This is a genomic window from Nocardia sp. NPDC058499 (genome assembly GCF_042719915.1).
In the GTDB taxonomy this organism is placed as follows: Bacteria; Actinomycetota; Actinomycetes; order Mycobacteriales; family Mycobacteriaceae; genus Nocardia.
The window spans coordinates 108,814-122,500 of the sequence record NZ_JBHXMZ010000009.1 but is presented as its reverse complement, the minus strand read 5'-3'; the positions used below and the strand labels follow the sequence as shown (position 1 = coordinate 122,500).

At 67.9% G+C, this 13,687-nt stretch carries 15 protein-coding genes; 7 read left to right on the top strand and 8 right to left on the bottom strand.

The features are described 5' to 3' along the window. Positions 1-175: 175 nt before the first annotated feature. A complete protein-coding gene (locus ACFWPH_RS25375; RefSeq protein WP_378754608.1) occupies positions 176-1,366 on the top strand; it encodes a Rieske 2Fe-2S domain-containing protein in 1,191 nt (396 codons plus the stop codon). Between the two features lie 190 nt (positions 1,367-1,556). Then, positions 1,557-2,399 (top strand): IclR family transcriptional regulator, encoded by an 843-nt coding sequence (locus ACFWPH_RS25370; RefSeq protein WP_378754607.1) that lies wholly within the window; start codon positions 1,557-1,559, stop codon positions 2,397-2,399. Between the two features lie 475 nt (positions 2,400-2,874). On the opposite strand, the gene ACFWPH_RS25365 is transcribed toward ACFWPH_RS25370, so the two are convergent. Further along, a complete protein-coding gene (locus tag ACFWPH_RS25365; protein ID WP_378754800.1) occupies positions 2,875-3,492 on the bottom strand; it encodes a PadR family transcriptional regulator in 618 nt (205 codons plus the stop codon). A gap of 234 nt (positions 3,493-3,726) precedes the next feature. Between ACFWPH_RS25365 and ACFWPH_RS25360 the strand changes: the two genes are divergently transcribed. The 3 genes from ACFWPH_RS25360 (at position 3,727) to ACFWPH_RS25350 (ending at position 6,003) form a co-directional block, all read left to right on the top strand. After that, on the top strand, positions 3,727-5,262 hold the full coding sequence (locus ACFWPH_RS25360; RefSeq protein WP_378754606.1) for an FAD-binding protein: 1,536 nt from the start codon (positions 3,727-3,729) through the stop codon (positions 5,260-5,262). A gap of 28 nt (positions 5,263-5,290) precedes the next feature. Beyond that, a complete protein-coding gene (locus tag ACFWPH_RS25355; RefSeq protein WP_280417069.1) occupies positions 5,291-5,662 on the top strand; it encodes a nuclear transport factor 2 family protein in 372 nt (123 codons plus the stop codon). Positions 5,663-5,745: 83 nt separating this feature from the next. Then, the gene (locus ACFWPH_RS25350) at positions 5,746-6,003 is read left to right on the top strand and encodes a hypothetical protein (protein ID WP_378754605.1); all 258 of its coding nucleotides are present in this window, start codon (positions 5,746-5,748) and stop codon (positions 6,001-6,003) included. A gap of 272 nt (positions 6,004-6,275) precedes the next feature. Here the strand turns inward: ACFWPH_RS25350 and ACFWPH_RS25345 are convergent, their stop codons facing one another. The 5 genes from ACFWPH_RS25345 to ACFWPH_RS25325 form a co-directional block, all read right to left on the bottom strand. Continuing rightward, on the bottom strand, positions 6,276-7,103 hold the full coding sequence (locus ACFWPH_RS25345) for a mycofactocin-coupled SDR family oxidoreductase (RefSeq protein WP_378754604.1): 828 nt from the start codon (positions 7,101-7,103) through the stop codon (positions 6,276-6,278). 1 nt (position 7,104) lies between these two features. Beyond that, on the bottom strand, positions 7,105-7,902 hold the full coding sequence (locus ACFWPH_RS25340; RefSeq protein ID WP_378754603.1) for a mycofactocin-coupled SDR family oxidoreductase: 798 nt from the start codon (positions 7,900-7,902) through the stop codon (positions 7,105-7,107). Between the two features lie 139 nt (positions 7,903-8,041). Then, a complete protein-coding gene (locus tag ACFWPH_RS25335) occupies positions 8,042-8,545 on the bottom strand; it encodes a thioesterase family protein (protein ID WP_378754602.1) in 504 nt (167 codons plus the stop codon). A 96-nt stretch (positions 8,546-8,641) separates the two neighbouring features. After that, positions 8,642-9,382: an SDR family NAD(P)-dependent oxidoreductase gene (locus tag ACFWPH_RS25330; RefSeq protein WP_378754601.1), complete on the bottom strand. Its 741-nt coding sequence runs from the start codon at positions 9,380-9,382 to the stop codon at positions 8,642-8,644. 29 nt (positions 9,383-9,411) lie between these two features. After that, entirely contained in the window at positions 9,412-10,284 is an 873-nt protein-coding gene (locus tag ACFWPH_RS25325) for a TIGR03619 family F420-dependent LLM class oxidoreductase (RefSeq protein ID WP_378754600.1), read from the bottom strand. Positions 10,285-10,360: 76 nt separating this feature from the next. Here ACFWPH_RS25325 and ACFWPH_RS25320 point away from each other — a divergent pair, with 76 nt between their 5' ends. Further along, positions 10,361-11,041 (top strand): EthD domain-containing protein, encoded by a 681-nt coding sequence (locus ACFWPH_RS25320; protein WP_378754599.1) that lies wholly within the window; start codon positions 10,361-10,363, stop codon positions 11,039-11,041. 17 nt (positions 11,042-11,058) lie between these two features. Here the strand turns inward: ACFWPH_RS25320 and ACFWPH_RS25315 are convergent, their stop codons facing one another. Further along, positions 11,059-11,436: a nuclear transport factor 2 family protein gene (locus ACFWPH_RS25315; protein WP_378754598.1), complete on the bottom strand. Its 378-nt coding sequence runs from the start codon at positions 11,434-11,436 to the stop codon at positions 11,059-11,061. 147 nt (positions 11,437-11,583) lie between these two features. Between ACFWPH_RS25315 and ACFWPH_RS25310 the strand changes: the two genes are divergently transcribed. After that, positions 11,584-12,747, top strand: a complete 1,164-nt coding sequence (locus tag ACFWPH_RS25310) for a helix-turn-helix domain-containing protein (protein WP_378754597.1) — start codon at positions 11,584-11,586, stop codon at positions 12,745-12,747. 12 nt (positions 12,748-12,759) lie between these two features. On the opposite strand, the gene ACFWPH_RS25305 is transcribed toward ACFWPH_RS25310, so the two are convergent. Continuing rightward, complete coding sequence (locus tag ACFWPH_RS25305) at positions 12,760-13,674, bottom strand: LysR family transcriptional regulator (RefSeq protein ID WP_378754596.1); 915 nt, start codon at positions 13,672-13,674, stop codon at positions 12,760-12,762. Positions 13,675-13,687: the final 13 nt, after the last annotated feature.

The window sequence follows — 13,687 nt, the reverse complement described above, 5'->3', positions numbered from 1 at the left end:
CTGCGTGCGGATCGCCGCCGACCCGACGCGCGCAACCGGGCGCCTCGGCTGCCGGCGCGAGACAGCCGGAGGCAGGCACCCGCGGCGAATTCAGCCCACTGACTGGGACCTCACCCCGCAGCGATCGCCGACCCGCGTCACCATCGGGCGCAGACACACAACTTTGGTGGGAACAATGGAGGTTCCGATGCCGGCTCACGTAGCTCACGGGGAAACCCAGCACGGCGACGAGGAATTCAGGCAGATCGAAGCGGCCGCGGCCCCGACCCGGTTCGCCCGCGGCTGGCACTGCCTGGGTCTGGCGAAAACGTTCCGGGACGGCCAACCGCACGAGGTCAAGGCCTTCGGCACCACACTGGTGGTGTTCCGGTCCGAATCCGATGACGCCTTGCACGTGATCGACGCGTACTGCCGCCATATGGGCGGAAATCTTGCACAGGGCACGGTCAAAGGTGATTCCATCGCCTGCCCGTTCCACGACTGGCGCTGGGGCGGGAACGGCAAATGTACGGGAATCCCGTATGCGCGGCGGGTGCCGCCGCTGGCGAAGACTCGGGCATGGCCGACGCTGGAACGCAACGGCCAGCTCTTCGTCTGGAACGATCCGCAGGGCAGTAAACCGACCGATGAGGTGACGATTCCGCAGATCGACGGTTACGGCTCGGCCGAATGGACCGACTGGACCTGGAACACCTTGCTGGTCGAGGGATCACACTGCCGCGAGATCGTGGACAACGTGGTGGATATGGCCCACTTCTTCTACGTCCACTATTCCTTCCCGCGTTATTTCAAGAACGTTTTCGAAGGTCATGTGGCCACGCAGTACATGCGGTCCACACCGCGCGGCGATATCAATGTCGGCACCAACTACGACGATCCGAACTCCTCACTGCGTTCGGACGCCTCGTATTTCGGCCCGTCCTACATGATCGACTGGCTGTGGAACGAGGCCGGCGGCAGGACGATCGAAACGGTGCTGATCAACTGCCACTATCCGGTCTCCTCGAACGCCTTCGTCCTGCAGTACGGCGCCATGGTGAAGAAGCCGGAGGGGATGTCGGACGCGGATGCCGACGCGATGGCGGCGCAGTTCGCCCACGGTGTCGAGGTGGGTTTCGAACAGGACGTCGAGATCTGGAAGAACAAGGCACCGATCGACAATCCGCTGCTGTCCGAGGAGGACGGCCCGGTCTACCAGCTGCGTCGCTGGTACAAGCAGTTCTACGTCGATGTCGAGGACATCACCGAGGATATGACCAAACGGTTCGAGTTCGAGATCGATACCGAACGCGCGGTCAGCAGCTGGGAAGCCGAGGTCGCCGACAACATCGCCCGCGGCGCCGTGGTCGACACCACCACCCGGTAGCCGATACCGCCGGACGCCGGATGCGGCCCTCCGAGTCGAGCATTTCGCTCGACCCGGAGGGCCGTTCGTCATTTTCGGCCATCTTCCGGGATTCGTGTGACAGCGAGCACAACATGGTGTTACAAATAGGTATATGCCTAATCGGCATATTCCGTTGGGCATCAGCTCGCAGACCCCGATGGAGGGCTCCATGACCATCCCCGCCGACACCGCGACCCCGAGCGCAGTGATCGACCGCATTTCCCTGGTCCTCGACGCGTTCGAGGGGCCCGGACGCCTGACGCATGCGCAGGTCGTCCGGCGGACCGGGCTACCCCGGTCCTCGGTACACCGCATCCTCGAGCAACTGGTGCGCCTGCGCTGGCTACGCCGCGACGGACGCGACTACCAACTCGGGCTGCGACTGATGGAACTCGGCTCGCTCGCGGTACACCAGGACCGGTTGCACCGCGCCGCCGTCCCCTTCCTGCACGAACTGCACCGCAGCACCGGATACGTCGTACACCTGGCCGTACTCGACGGGGCGGACGTCGTCTACCTGGACAAGGTCGGTGGCCGGCTCGGTAACGCGGTCCCCACCCGGGTCGGGGGCCGCCAGCCCGCCCACTGCACGGCCGTCGGCAAGGCGATCCTCGCCGATACCGAGGCCGCCGATTTCTTCGACGCCGGCACCGCCCGGACGAAAACGCGCTACTCCATCACCACGGCGGCGCAGTTGCGGGCCGAGCTGGCCAAAGTCCGGGCGCACGGGGTCGCCTTCGAACGGGAAGAGTCACTGCCGGGGTTCGGCTGCGTGGCGGCGCCGATCGGGGAAATCGGCCGGGCGGTGGCAGCAGTATCGATCTGCGGGCCGATCCAGCGGATGACCCTCGACCACCGGCTGGCGGCACCGGTACGGATGACCGCCCTCGGGATATGGCGCAATGTCGAGGACGGCGAGGTACGAGTGCATCCCACATTGCAACAGCCCCGCCCCCTGGGACCGGCACCGAAACTCCGGCCGGGCGTCCACGCCGAGCCGGCACTCACCTGACCGGACCACCACCGGAACCGGGCGGCCCGTCGCCCGCTGGGCCTGTCCAGCCCGAGCCGCCCGGCCCGGGGCCGTGCGGACCGCCATAGCCCGGACCGGCTCCGGGCATACCCGGCCCGGCAGGTCCGCCACCATCCGGTCCACGCCGACGGGATCGGCGAGTCACCACCACCAGGATCAGTGGGACCGCAATGGCCGACGCCACAATCGGCACTATCACGACGAGCCAGATCAGGTACCGGGTGAGCTGCAGGAATTTATCCGATCCGGGCGGCGACTCGAGCGGGGTAGTACCGGCTTGCCCCAGAATATCGATGGCGACGGTGAGAAACATTGCGCGACTACCGATCTCCTCAGCGGCTACGTGACCCACACCCAGGGTATAGGCTTCGCGGAGCGGTGTGAACGGTTCACGGCCGCCCACGACCCGCCCCGGCCACATCGGCCGGGTCGCCCCATCGCTACCGGAACACCGTCAGCGCCGTTCGGGATCCTCCTGCCGGACCCGCTGCTCGACCTCACGCCAACGCCCCGGGAGCGGATGCGGATAGTCGGACGTTTCATCGTGTTCGGCTGTCACCAGCGCCGATTCGGCCGCATCGATATCGTCGATCAGCTGCCGGGCGAGGTCGCGTTCGCTCGCGTAGTAGCGCTGCGCCCATTGCAGCACGATCTGCGAGTACGCCCATCCCGGTTCGGATTTCGCGGCTTCGGAATCGACGGCGGCGCTGTGTTCCAGGCGCTCGGCATCGGCGATATGGTCGCGCAGGATTTCTTTGAGCCGGTCCGGGGAACTGAGGTGCCCGAACATGACCCGCAGCATCACATGGTGTTTCAGCATCGGCGGGTCGACGGGCGCACTGTTGCTCCACACGGTGACAGCGGCCCGGCCGGCCGGGGTGATGCGGTAGAGCCGGCGACCGCGCATGGCGTTGTCGCTGTCCACCCGGGACTGCGCGAATCCGTGCCGTTCGAGCTTCTTCAGCTCGGAGTAGATCTGGCTGTAGGACGGGCTCCAGTAGATGTACCGGACACTCCAGTCGGCCCATTTCTTCAGGTCGTACCCGGAGATCTCCTCCTCGTAGGAGAGCATGGCGAGCACCGCCCAGCTGGTCGGCGGCAGGTTGACCTGCGCCGGATCGGGTTCGCTCGTAGTCACCGCCGAATGCTATCAACGCCGGTATACCGGTCCGTAACACCCATTACGCGACGAGGCGGATGCCGAACCGGGTGTCCCGGTCACCGGGAGGGCGACCCCGCGTCGCGCGGCGGCCGATCTAGCGTCGGCGGCGGCACAATCCCGGGAACGCGAAAAGGCGGTAGAGCAGTGGTGAACTTCGACGATGAGGTCGATGTGCTGGTGGCGGGTTCCGGCGGAGGTCTCGCCGGGGCCTATACCGCGGCCCGGGAGGGGCTGTCGGTCGCGGTGGTGGAGGCGACCGACAAGTTCGGTGGCACCACCGCGTATTCCGGTGGCGGCGGCGTCTGGTTCCCGTGCAATCCGGTGCTGGAGCGGGCCGGGACCGACGACACCCTCGACGACGCGCTCACCTATTACCGGGCGGTCGTCGGCGACCGGACCCCGCGCGAACTACAGGAAACCTATGTGCGCCGCGGCCGCGATCTCATCGAGTATCTGGAGGCCGACGACCGTTTCGCGTTCCAGATGCTGCCCTGGCCCGACTACTTCGGTGCGGCGCCGAAAGCCCGTCTGGACGGGCAGCGCCACATCATGCCGGTCCCGCTGCCGGCCGGCGAACTCGGGGAACTGCGTGAGCATCTGCGCGGGCCGCTGGACACCGACCGGCTCGGCGCACCGCTGCCGGATGTGCTGATCGGCGGCCAGGCCCTGATCGGACGTTTCCTGCGGGCGTTGTCCGCGTATCCGGAGGTCCGTCTGCACCGCAACGCCGCCCTGACCGAACTCGTCGTCGAGGACGGAGCGGTGGTCGGCGCGCTGATCGAACGGCCCGGCGGCACCATGGCGATCCGGGCCCGGCGCGGCGTGATCCTGGCCGCCGGCGGATTCGAGGGCAACGACGAGCTGCGCCGGCGCTACGGTGTGCCCGGCAGTGCACGCGACACCATGGGACCGCCCGGAAACCAGGGCCGGGCGCACGAGGCCGGGATCGCGGCCGGCGCCGATACCGATCTGATGGATCAGGCCTGGTGGTCGCCGGGACTCACCCACCCGGACGGCCGATCGGCGTTCGCGCTCTGGTTCACCGGGGGTATTTTCGTCGACCAGGACGGGCGGCGATTCGTGAACGAATCCGCACCGTACGACCGGCTCGGGCGCGCCGCCATCGACCGTATGCGCGCAGGCGAGCTCACCCTCCCCTACTGGATGATCTACGACGATCGCGACGGTGTGACACCTCCGGTGCAGGCCCCCAATGTGTCGTTCGACGCGACCGAGAAATACGTGGCCGCCGGACTGTGGCGGACCGCCGACACCCTCGAGGAGCTGGCCGAGGTGATCGGTGTGCCCGCCGCGAACCTGGTGGAGACCGTCGAACGCTACAACGCGATGGCCGCGACCGGTGCCGATACCGATTTCGGCCGCGGCGACGAAGCCTACGATCGCGCGTTCTCCCAGGGCGAATCGCCCCTGGTGCCGATCGATCGGGCCCCCTTCCACGCGGCGGCGTTCGGCCTGTCCGATCTGGGCACCAAGGGCGGTCTGCGCACCGATACCGGTGCCCGGGTCCTCGATGGCGACGGCACCGCGATTCCGGGGCTCTACGCCGCGGGCAACACCATGGCCGCCGTCAGCGGCACCGTCTATCCCGGCGGCGGTAATCCGATCGGCGCCTCGATGCTGTTCAGCCACCTCGCCGTCCGCGACATGCTCGGCCGCTGACCCACCCGACCAGAACAGGAAGTACATCATGCCGGAACCGGACCGGATCCGTGCGGCCGTGCGCCGCTACCTCGACACCGTCGCCACCGGGACCGCGGCCGAGATCGCCGCGCTTTACCACCCGGACGCCACACTGGAGGACCCCGTCGGCTCGCCGGCGCATACCGGCCGCGCGGCCATCGAGAAGTTCTACAGCCCTCTCGAATCGGCGCGCCGGCAGACAGAACTGCTGAGCGTGCGCGTGAGCGGCGACAACGCCGCGTTTTCCTTCCGGGTGGTCACCGAAACCGGCGGAAAAACGATCACGGTCGAGCCGATCGATGTCATGACCTTCGACGAGGATGCGCGGATCACCGGTATGCGCGCGTTCTGGTCGGCCGAAGACGTCGATTTCGGCTGAGCCCTGGATCGGACACCTCGGCCATGCCAGGGTGAACGGCTATATCGGCGCGCGGCGCGCGCCCGGCGGACAAAGGAGTGATCGTGCGAAATATTCAGTGCGCCAACTGCGGAAACCGCGTTCTGGTGGAGAAGTACAGCCTCAGTCATACCAGCGTGCAATGGCTCGACGATGCCGAAGCCGCCTGCCCCGAGTTCGCCCGGCGGGCGGCCCTGGGCGAGCCCAGCAACTGGATCCCGACCTGTCCGGCGCTGCGCGATTCGATCGAACGGGCGGTCGCCGAAGGGGAACTACGCACCGACGAGTACCGCAGCGAACCCGTCCCGGGGCGGCTCGGCTGATCGACCCGAGGGGCCCTGGAGGTGCCCTCAGAAATCCGGCCGGACCGCCACCCCGCCCCGGGTCTGTCTGACCTTCGCCGCGGTGGCGGTCCGATGCGATAAAACGGTCACCCCCGGTGGCGGCGGGCAGCCGGGCGTCCCCGGTTGTACTGCGAGGACCCGGCCATCGAGGTGGTTCAACGACGACGAGGCAGAGGACCTTCGCAGAGGGTGGAGCCCAGGGCTGATCAACCACGGTGCGGGGAAGCACGGCAGCTTCCCCGCACCGCCTTCTAGCGCTGGGTGCTGCCGGCGTCCACCGGCAGCGTCACCGCGGTGATGTAGCGGGCCTCCTCGGAGGCCAGGAACAGTGCGGCATTGGCGATATCGACCGGTTCGACCCACGGAATCGCCAGCATATTCATGGTTCTTGCCGCCTCGGCGAACTCTTCGCGGGTGGGATGCTCGAGATCCGGCCGGAAGGATCCGCGGACCATATCGTTCTGGATCATCGGCGTATCGACGTTGGTCGGATGCACCGAATTCACCCTGATCCCGTGCGGCGCGAGTTCCTGCGCCAGCGACCGCATCAACCCGACCACACCGTGTTTGGCCGCCGTGTAGTGGGCCACGCCCACCAGCCCGCGCAGGCCGGCGATCGAACTGGTCAGGATCATCGACCCGCTACCGCGGGCGATGAGATGCGGGGCCGCTGCCTTGCAGGTCTGCCATACACCGGTCAGATTGACATCCAGCATGGTCTGCCATTGCTGTTCGGTCAGTTCCAGTCCGGGGGCGCTGGAGGTGATGCCCGCGGTAGCGCAGACGATATCGATACCGCCGAGCTCGTTCACCGCGGCGTCGGTGGCCGCGCGCAGTGCCGCGCCGTCGCGGACGTCGACCACCGCGGGCATGATGCGCGCCCCGGTCGCTCCCACCGCGCGCACAGTGTCCTCGAGGTCCGCCGGGGTCGCCGGTGGAATGATCACCGTATCCACCGGCCCGCAGATATCGATGGCGACGATATCGGCGCCTTCCTCCGCCAGCCGGATCGCCTGTGCCCGTCCGATTCCTCGTGCCGCGCCGGTGACCAGCGCGACCTTGCCCGAAACCCGTCCCATCTCACACCTTCTGAGTAAGTCCGGCGTCCACGACGAGCTCGATCCCGGTGATGTACCGGGACTCGTCGGACGCGAGGAACAACACGGCATTGCTGATATCGACCGGATCCACCCACGGCACCGGGAGAATCGTGCGCTGTGCGAGCACCCTGGCCGCGTCTTCCCGCGTCGGGTTCGGCAGCTCCGGGCATAATTTCGCGAATACGCGGTCGTTGAGGATCATCGGTGTGGCCACCGATCCGGGGTGCACCGTATTGACCCGGATACCCCGCGGCCCCAGTTCGTTGGCGAGGGTGCGGGCCAGCCCGACCACCGCGTGTTTGCTCGCCGCGTAGTGCGCGGCGCGCGCACCACCTTTCACACCGTTCGTGGAACCGACGATCACGACCGACGCGCCCGCACCGAGATGCCCACCGGCGGCGCGGACCGTATGCCAGGCACCGGTCAGGTTGACATCCAGCGCCCGCTGCCACGATTCGTCGGTCACCTCCCAGGCCGGGGCGTGGTCCGCGTAGACACCGGCGTTGGCGACGACCACGTCGAGGCGGCCCAGCTGCGCCACGCCCGTGTTCACTGCTTCCTCTACGGCCAGTGGGTCGCGTACGTCGGCGAATCCGGTGATACACCGGCGACCGGTGCGCTCGACCTCCGTGGCCGTGGCGGCCAGGCCGTCCGCGTTCTCGGCGAGATCGAGGGCGATGATATCGGCCCCCTCTTCGGCCAGCCGGCGGCAGTGAGCGCGGCCCATCCCGCCGGCCGCACCCGTTACCACCGCCACTCGTTCCGGTAGGCGCGTCATCGGGCACCTCCGGTGATTTCTGCACTCATACCGGCGACGCTAGGTCCGCCGGATTCCCGGCGAGCTCGGTCTTCCCATTGACCGGGCCGTCAGGCGCACCGTTCCCGGTGAGCGGAAACCGCGGGTCGAATGTGACCATTCATCGCCGGATCCCGATGGCACCGCATACCGGGGCGGGCCACGGCAGCGCCCGGGAGCGGGCGATGTGCTCGTCCAGGGCTTCGGCGATATCGGCGGGTAGTTCGACCGAACGACGATCCTGCAGATCCACGTGGATCAGCAGGATTTCGAGGGTATTGGCGATTCGGCCGCGCCCGGTGTCGACGAGGAAGGTCATCATATGGACCGCCTTCGCGCTCCGGTCCAGGATCCGGCCGGCGACGGCGAATCGGTCGCCGGCGCGGAGTTCCCGGTAGTAGGCCAGGTGATGCTGCGCCGTGAACACGCCCATTTTTCGTTCGCTGCGGTAGGTATCGTCGATACCGACCGCCCGGACCAGCGCGTCTGCTCCCGCCGAACCCCAGGTCAGATACTGCACGATATCCATATGGTCGTTACCGTCCAGTATTTCGGCGGTCACGGTGCCGGTCGCCGATTCGGACAGCGCGGCGATATCGTCTGCGGTGGGGAGTTCAGCGATCATCCCGCCATTCTCGAAGCGACGGCGCCGGACATCCACCGAGCTGCCCGCTCAGCGAACCACTCCTTTCCGCCGCCGTGGCCGGTAGCGACGGTACGGCTATCCCGCGGTTTTACCGTTGTCCGCGAGGTAGACGGCACCGTGGACCGCGGAGGCGTCGGCACTGGCCAGGAACGCGATCACCGAGGCGACTTCCTCCGGCTGGTTCATCCCCCGCGGGGACGCGACTCGCATGACCAGGTTCGGGTCGGCACCGTCGGGCAGGGTGAACCCGGTGACCTGCGGGGTCAGCATGCCGCCGGGGCAGACCGCGTTGACGCGGAGCCGGTCCGCGGTGAACTCGACCGCGAGCGCGCGGGTCAGGCCGACCAGACCGTGTTTGGCGGCACAGTAGCCTGCCGAATACGCCTGGCCTTCGACTCCGGCGATAGAGGCGACGTTGACGATATTGCCGCCGGTCTCCAATAAGTGCGGAAGCGCGGCGCGACACAGGTAGAAGGGGCCGTTGAGGTTCACCGCGAGATCGTGCTCCCAGTCCTCGTCGGTGACGTCCCCGGTGTGGCGCATTCGATGCGTGCCCGCGACATTGACCAGGATGTCCAGGCGACCGAACGCGCCGGCGCAGTCCTCGACCACCGACCGGCACGCCTGCGCGGTGGCGATATCACCGGTGGTGAACCGGCCGCCGGGCACCTCCGCGAACACCTCCGACAGCCGGGTTTCGTCGCGCGCCACGCCGAAGACCTGGGCCCCGCGACCAGCGAACAGTCGCGCGACCGCCGCCCCGAGCCCGGACGAGGCGCCGGTCACCAGCGCCACTTTCCCCGCCAAACTACTCATTACGACTTCCTCGGCTCGTTTTTCGGCGCTCACTGGGTGCGGGCGATGACATCGTCGGCGAAACGGGACAGATTCGCGATCTTGGTGTCCAGGCTCTCGGTGTCCTGTTCGCGGCCGTAGGGGTCGCGGAAGCCGACGATCACATCGGTGACGCCCTTGTCCTCGAGGCGTTTCACGCCGTCGACGGTGAAACCGTCCAGCGAGATGACGTGGATCTCGAAATCCTCGCGGGTGCCGTATTCGGCGCGCAGGGTGGTGAGTTCGGCGAGCAGGCGGTCGAGTTCGGCCGGGTCGCCGCCGGCGTGCATCCAGCCGTCACCGCGCTGGGCGGCGCGGCGCAGGGCCGGGCGGCTGTGCCCGCCGATGAGCAGCGGGATCGGTTCGGTGGGCACGGGTGAGATCTTGATGGGCGGCAGATCGTAGAACTCGCCGTGGAATTCGAAATAGCCACCCGCGGTGAGTCCGCGGACGATATCGAGGCATTCGTCCATCCGCTTACCGCGCTTCTCGAACGGCACATCGAAGATCTCGAAATCGTCGGGCCACGGGCTGATCCCGACGCCCAGGCCGAGACGGTTACCGCTGAGCGCCGCCACCGACGCCGCCTGTTTGGCGACCAGTACCGGCGGCCGGATCGGCAGTTTCAGCACGAAGGGGGTGAACCGCAGGGTGGTGGTCGCCGCGGCCAGCGCGGCGGCGAGGACGAAGGTTTCGACGAACGGTTTGTCCTCCAGGAACTCCCGGCTGCCGTCCGGGGTGTAGGGGTAGGTGGAATCGGAGTCGCGGGGGTAGGCGATGCTGTCGGCGAGGACCATCGAGGTGTACCCGGCGGCCTCGGCGGCCTGTGCCAGCGGCACGTAGTAGGTGGGGTCGGTCATGGTCTCGGCATAGGTGAACCGCATGGGTCGGCCTTTCTGCGCTCGGCGTCGGGTGGCCGTTTCGTCTCGGCAAAATTAGAACACGTGCTACTTTTTCGCCATGGCGAAACTGATCATCGCTCTGCACGGCGCAGATATCGGCGGCCGGTTCCACACACCGGAATTCCGCGAAACGCTGGCTGCCGGCGGTGCGGACGCGGTGCAGGTGAACCTCGACGATGCCGAGGTCGCGCCCGCGTCGATGCGGTTCGGCCCCGGCGAACCGATCACCGCGCTCGTTTCGGTGTGGACCGACGGCGACCCCGCCGCGATCGCCTCCGCGGTGGCCGATGCGGCAGGCGATCCTGCCCCCCACGCCTATCGCGTGCACGAACATATCCGCCTCGACCCGCTGCCGGTCCCGGACGGCACCCGCTGCGACACCCTGGCGAATATCGCCCTGCTGCGCAGGCCCGAAGGAATGCCGCGAGCGGAATACCTGCAGTACTGGCAGGTGCAGCACACCCCGATCGCCATCCGCACCCAGAACACCGTCGCCTACGTCCAGAACACCGTCGAGGAGAAACTCACGCCCTCGGCACCGGATGTCGCGGCCATCGTCGAGGAACATTTCCCCATGGGCGCGATGACCGACCCGCATACGTTCTACGGCAGCCGCGGTGACAACGCCGAACTCCAGCGCCGGATCAGCGAGCTCATGGCCAGCGTCGCACGCTTCGGTGCCGATAAAGGTTTGGACCTGGTACCCACCAGCCGATACCGGTGGTCTCTCCGACGCTGACCCGGGCGCCGGCTACGTCATCCCAGAGCTGCCTGCATGGCGACACCGTCGACGTAGGAATGCTTCTCCTTGACCGCGCCGTCCTCGACCAGCACGAAATCCGCAAGATCGACGCATACGTCCCGGCCGGTTGCCGAGGTACCGGTCAACTGCCACCGCACCACCCAGAAGTCCGCGCCGACGCGGAGCGAGAGCTCACGGAAGGCCAGGTCCGGGACCAGGGCGAAAGTCCCTGCCGCGGCCTCGCGGATGGCGGCCCGGCCCCGGGCGGGTTCCTGGCCCGAATGCAGATGGAACACCGAGTCGGCGGTGTGGAGTGCGACGATCCGGTCCGGGTCGCGGTCGGCCCAGCAGGCGTGGTAACGCTCGAACAGTTCACGGATTGCTGTGGTCACGGCGATAACTCCGATCGATCGACAGCCGCGGCGGCGGCAGTGAATGCCCAGTATCGGCGGAGGCCGGCCGGCGCGGCGATGGGCGCGAGCCCCCACTTCGACCGGCTCCGTTGTGCACGCGCACTGCCGGCGCTACCTTGAGCGGTAGTGAGCCAGGACACACACTTCGAGAGGTCGCGCCTCCTGCGTGATCTCCGCGCCGATTCGACGGCGATCACCGAGCTGGTGACCGCCCGGATCGAGCACGACGATATCGACTACGGCACGGCCGCACTCGGCCACGGCGAACTGATCGCGCTGGTCGCCGACTGTTGCGCGGCATGGCTGGACGCGCTCGCCGAGGTCCCGTATTCCCTCGAACCTGCTCGGCGCGCCGGGCGGCTCAAGGCCGAGCGCGGTATTCCCTTGGAAAGCCTGCTGCACGCGTTCCGCGTGGCGGGGCTGGTGTTCTGGGAGATCATCGTCGAATCCGCCGACGACGATGACCGTGCCGTGCTCCCCCGGCTGTCCACGCTGGTGTGGGGCACTGTCGACGCCTATTCGGTCGCGGCCGCCGACGCCTACCGGCGCGTGGTCGCGGGCGGGACCACACAACCCGGCCAGGGCATGCTGCGCGCGCTACTCGATCCCGGTCTACCGCCCGGACAGCGCGCCGAACTCGGCCGCCGGATGGGTCTGTCGACCCGAGCCGTTTCGGTCGTCCTGGTCGGCGATATCCACCTCGACGCGACCGGAGTCGTCACCGCGTCGACCGTACTCGGCGACGAACTGATCACCTTGGTCGCCGCCGGCTCACCGGCCACACTCGAGCGAGCGCTTCGGACAGTGCCGGCACGAGCAGGAGCCAGCCGGCCCTTCACCGACCTCGCCGCCGCGCCCGCCGCACTCGACCAGGCACGTTTCGCGCTCCGATGCTCGAGCCCCGCCGAGACGGGGGTACACCGCTACGGCTCCGCGCCGGAACGTGCCCTGATCGCCGCGAACCCGGAGCTGGCGGCGGATGTTTTCGCCGACCTGCTCGCCGCCTTCGACCGACTCGATCCCGAGGACCGCGGGCTGCTCATCGACACCGCCCTGGCCTGGTACGCACTCGGCGGCTCCACCACCGCGGTGGGAAAGCAGCTGCATCTGCACCGCAACACAGTCCGGCACCGTCTCGGGCGAATAGAACGACTCACCGGGAAAGCCTTCGCCTCGCCCGCCGACGCGGCGCTGCTGTATCTGGCGCTGCACACTCGGCTGCTCCGGGAACCGCACAGCAGATCGGATCCGGTCTCGGCACCGCCACGAGGCGGGGGTCGCCTGGACTGATTCCGGCGGCGCTCATCCCTGGCCCGCGAGGATGTCACGCTGGTCGTCGATCATCGACCGGATCGCGGCCACCACCGCGGCGACTTCCGGGCGACGCAGGGTCTCGGCTCGGGCGACCAGCCAGTAGCCCAGGGTTACCACCACCGAATCCGGTAGGACGCGCACCAGATCAGGGTGGCGGTCGGCCATGAAACAGGGCAGCAGGCCCAGGCCGGCCGCGGCGCGGGTCGCCTCCACATGCACGAAAACGTTGGTGGAGGTGACGGATTCGCGCATGGCGGGAACGAAACCGGAGGCCAGGTCCAGGTCGTCGACCTGGAGCATGGAATCGATGAAGTACACCAATGGGTGCCAGGCCAGATCGTCGATCGTCGCGGGCGCCGGGTGCTCGCGCAGGTATTCGCGGGAACCGTAGAGGCCCAGCCGGTAGTCGGCGAGGTGGGTGGCGGTCGCGCGGCGCACCTGCGGTTCGCCGACGACGATTTCGAGGTCGAGCCCGGAACGCTGCCGGGACGCCCGCCGGGTGGTCGCGACGATTTCGACCGCGATATCCGGATGGTGCCGCCGCACCTGGGCGGCGGCGGGTGCGGCGATATAGGCGCTGAAACCGTCGGTCGCCGACATCCGGACCACCCCTTCGAGCACCCGGTTCCCGTCCGCGCCGGCGGCCAGCGATTTCACCGCCGATTCCACCGCCTCGGCCGCGGTCAGCGCGTCGCGGCCGAGTTCGGTCAGTTCCCAGCCACCGGTGACCCGGGTGAGCACCCGGCCGCCCAGGGTCTGCTCCAGCGCCGCGATGCGCCGGGAAATGGTCGTGTGGTTGATACCCAGCTCGTCCGCCGCGGTCACGAAACGACCGGAGCGGCCCACGGCGAGCAGTACGAGGAGATCATCCGCACTGGGACGACCGGAGACGGACGCACTCATATCTGCACTTTCG

Excerpts from the sequence above, each read along its gene's own strand:
- ACFWPH_RS25340 (WP_378754603.1), bottom strand. The coding sequence starts at position 7,902 with ATGACGCGCCTACCGGAACGAGTGGCGGTGGTAACGGGTGCGGCCGGC.
- ACFWPH_RS25305 (WP_378754596.1), bottom strand. The coding sequence starts at position 13,674 with ATGAGTGCGTCCGTCTCCGGTCGTCCCAGTGCGGATGATCTCCTCGTA.
- ACFWPH_RS25325 (WP_378754600.1), bottom strand. The coding sequence starts at position 10,284 with ATGCGGTTCACCTATGCCGAGACCATGACCGACCCCACCTACTACGTG.
- ACFWPH_RS25355 (WP_280417069.1), top strand. The coding sequence starts at position 5,291 with ATGCCGGAACCGGACCGGATCCGTGCGGCCGTGCGCCGCTACCTCGAC.
- ACFWPH_RS25335 (WP_378754602.1), bottom strand. The coding sequence starts at position 8,545 with ATGATCGCTGAACTCCCCACCGCAGACGATATCGCCGCGCTGTCCGAA.
- ACFWPH_RS25345 (WP_378754604.1), bottom strand. The coding sequence starts at position 7,103 with ATGGGACGGGTTTCGGGCAAGGTCGCGCTGGTCACCGGCGCGGCACGA.
- ACFWPH_RS25330 (WP_378754601.1), bottom strand. The coding sequence starts at position 9,382 with ATGAGTAGTTTGGCGGGGAAAGTGGCGCTGGTGACCGGCGCCTCGTCC.
- ACFWPH_RS25320 (WP_378754599.1), top strand. The coding sequence starts at position 10,361 with ATGGCGAAACTGATCATCGCTCTGCACGGCGCAGATATCGGCGGCCGG.
- ACFWPH_RS25365 (WP_378754800.1), bottom strand. The coding sequence starts at position 3,492 with ATGCTCTCCTACGAGGAGGAGATCTCCGGGTACGACCTGAAGAAATGG.
- ACFWPH_RS25375 (WP_378754608.1), top strand. The coding sequence starts at position 176 with ATGGAGGTTCCGATGCCGGCTCACGTAGCTCACGGGGAAACCCAGCAC.
- ACFWPH_RS25370 (WP_378754607.1), top strand. The coding sequence starts at position 1,557 with ATGACCATCCCCGCCGACACCGCGACCCCGAGCGCAGTGATCGACCGC.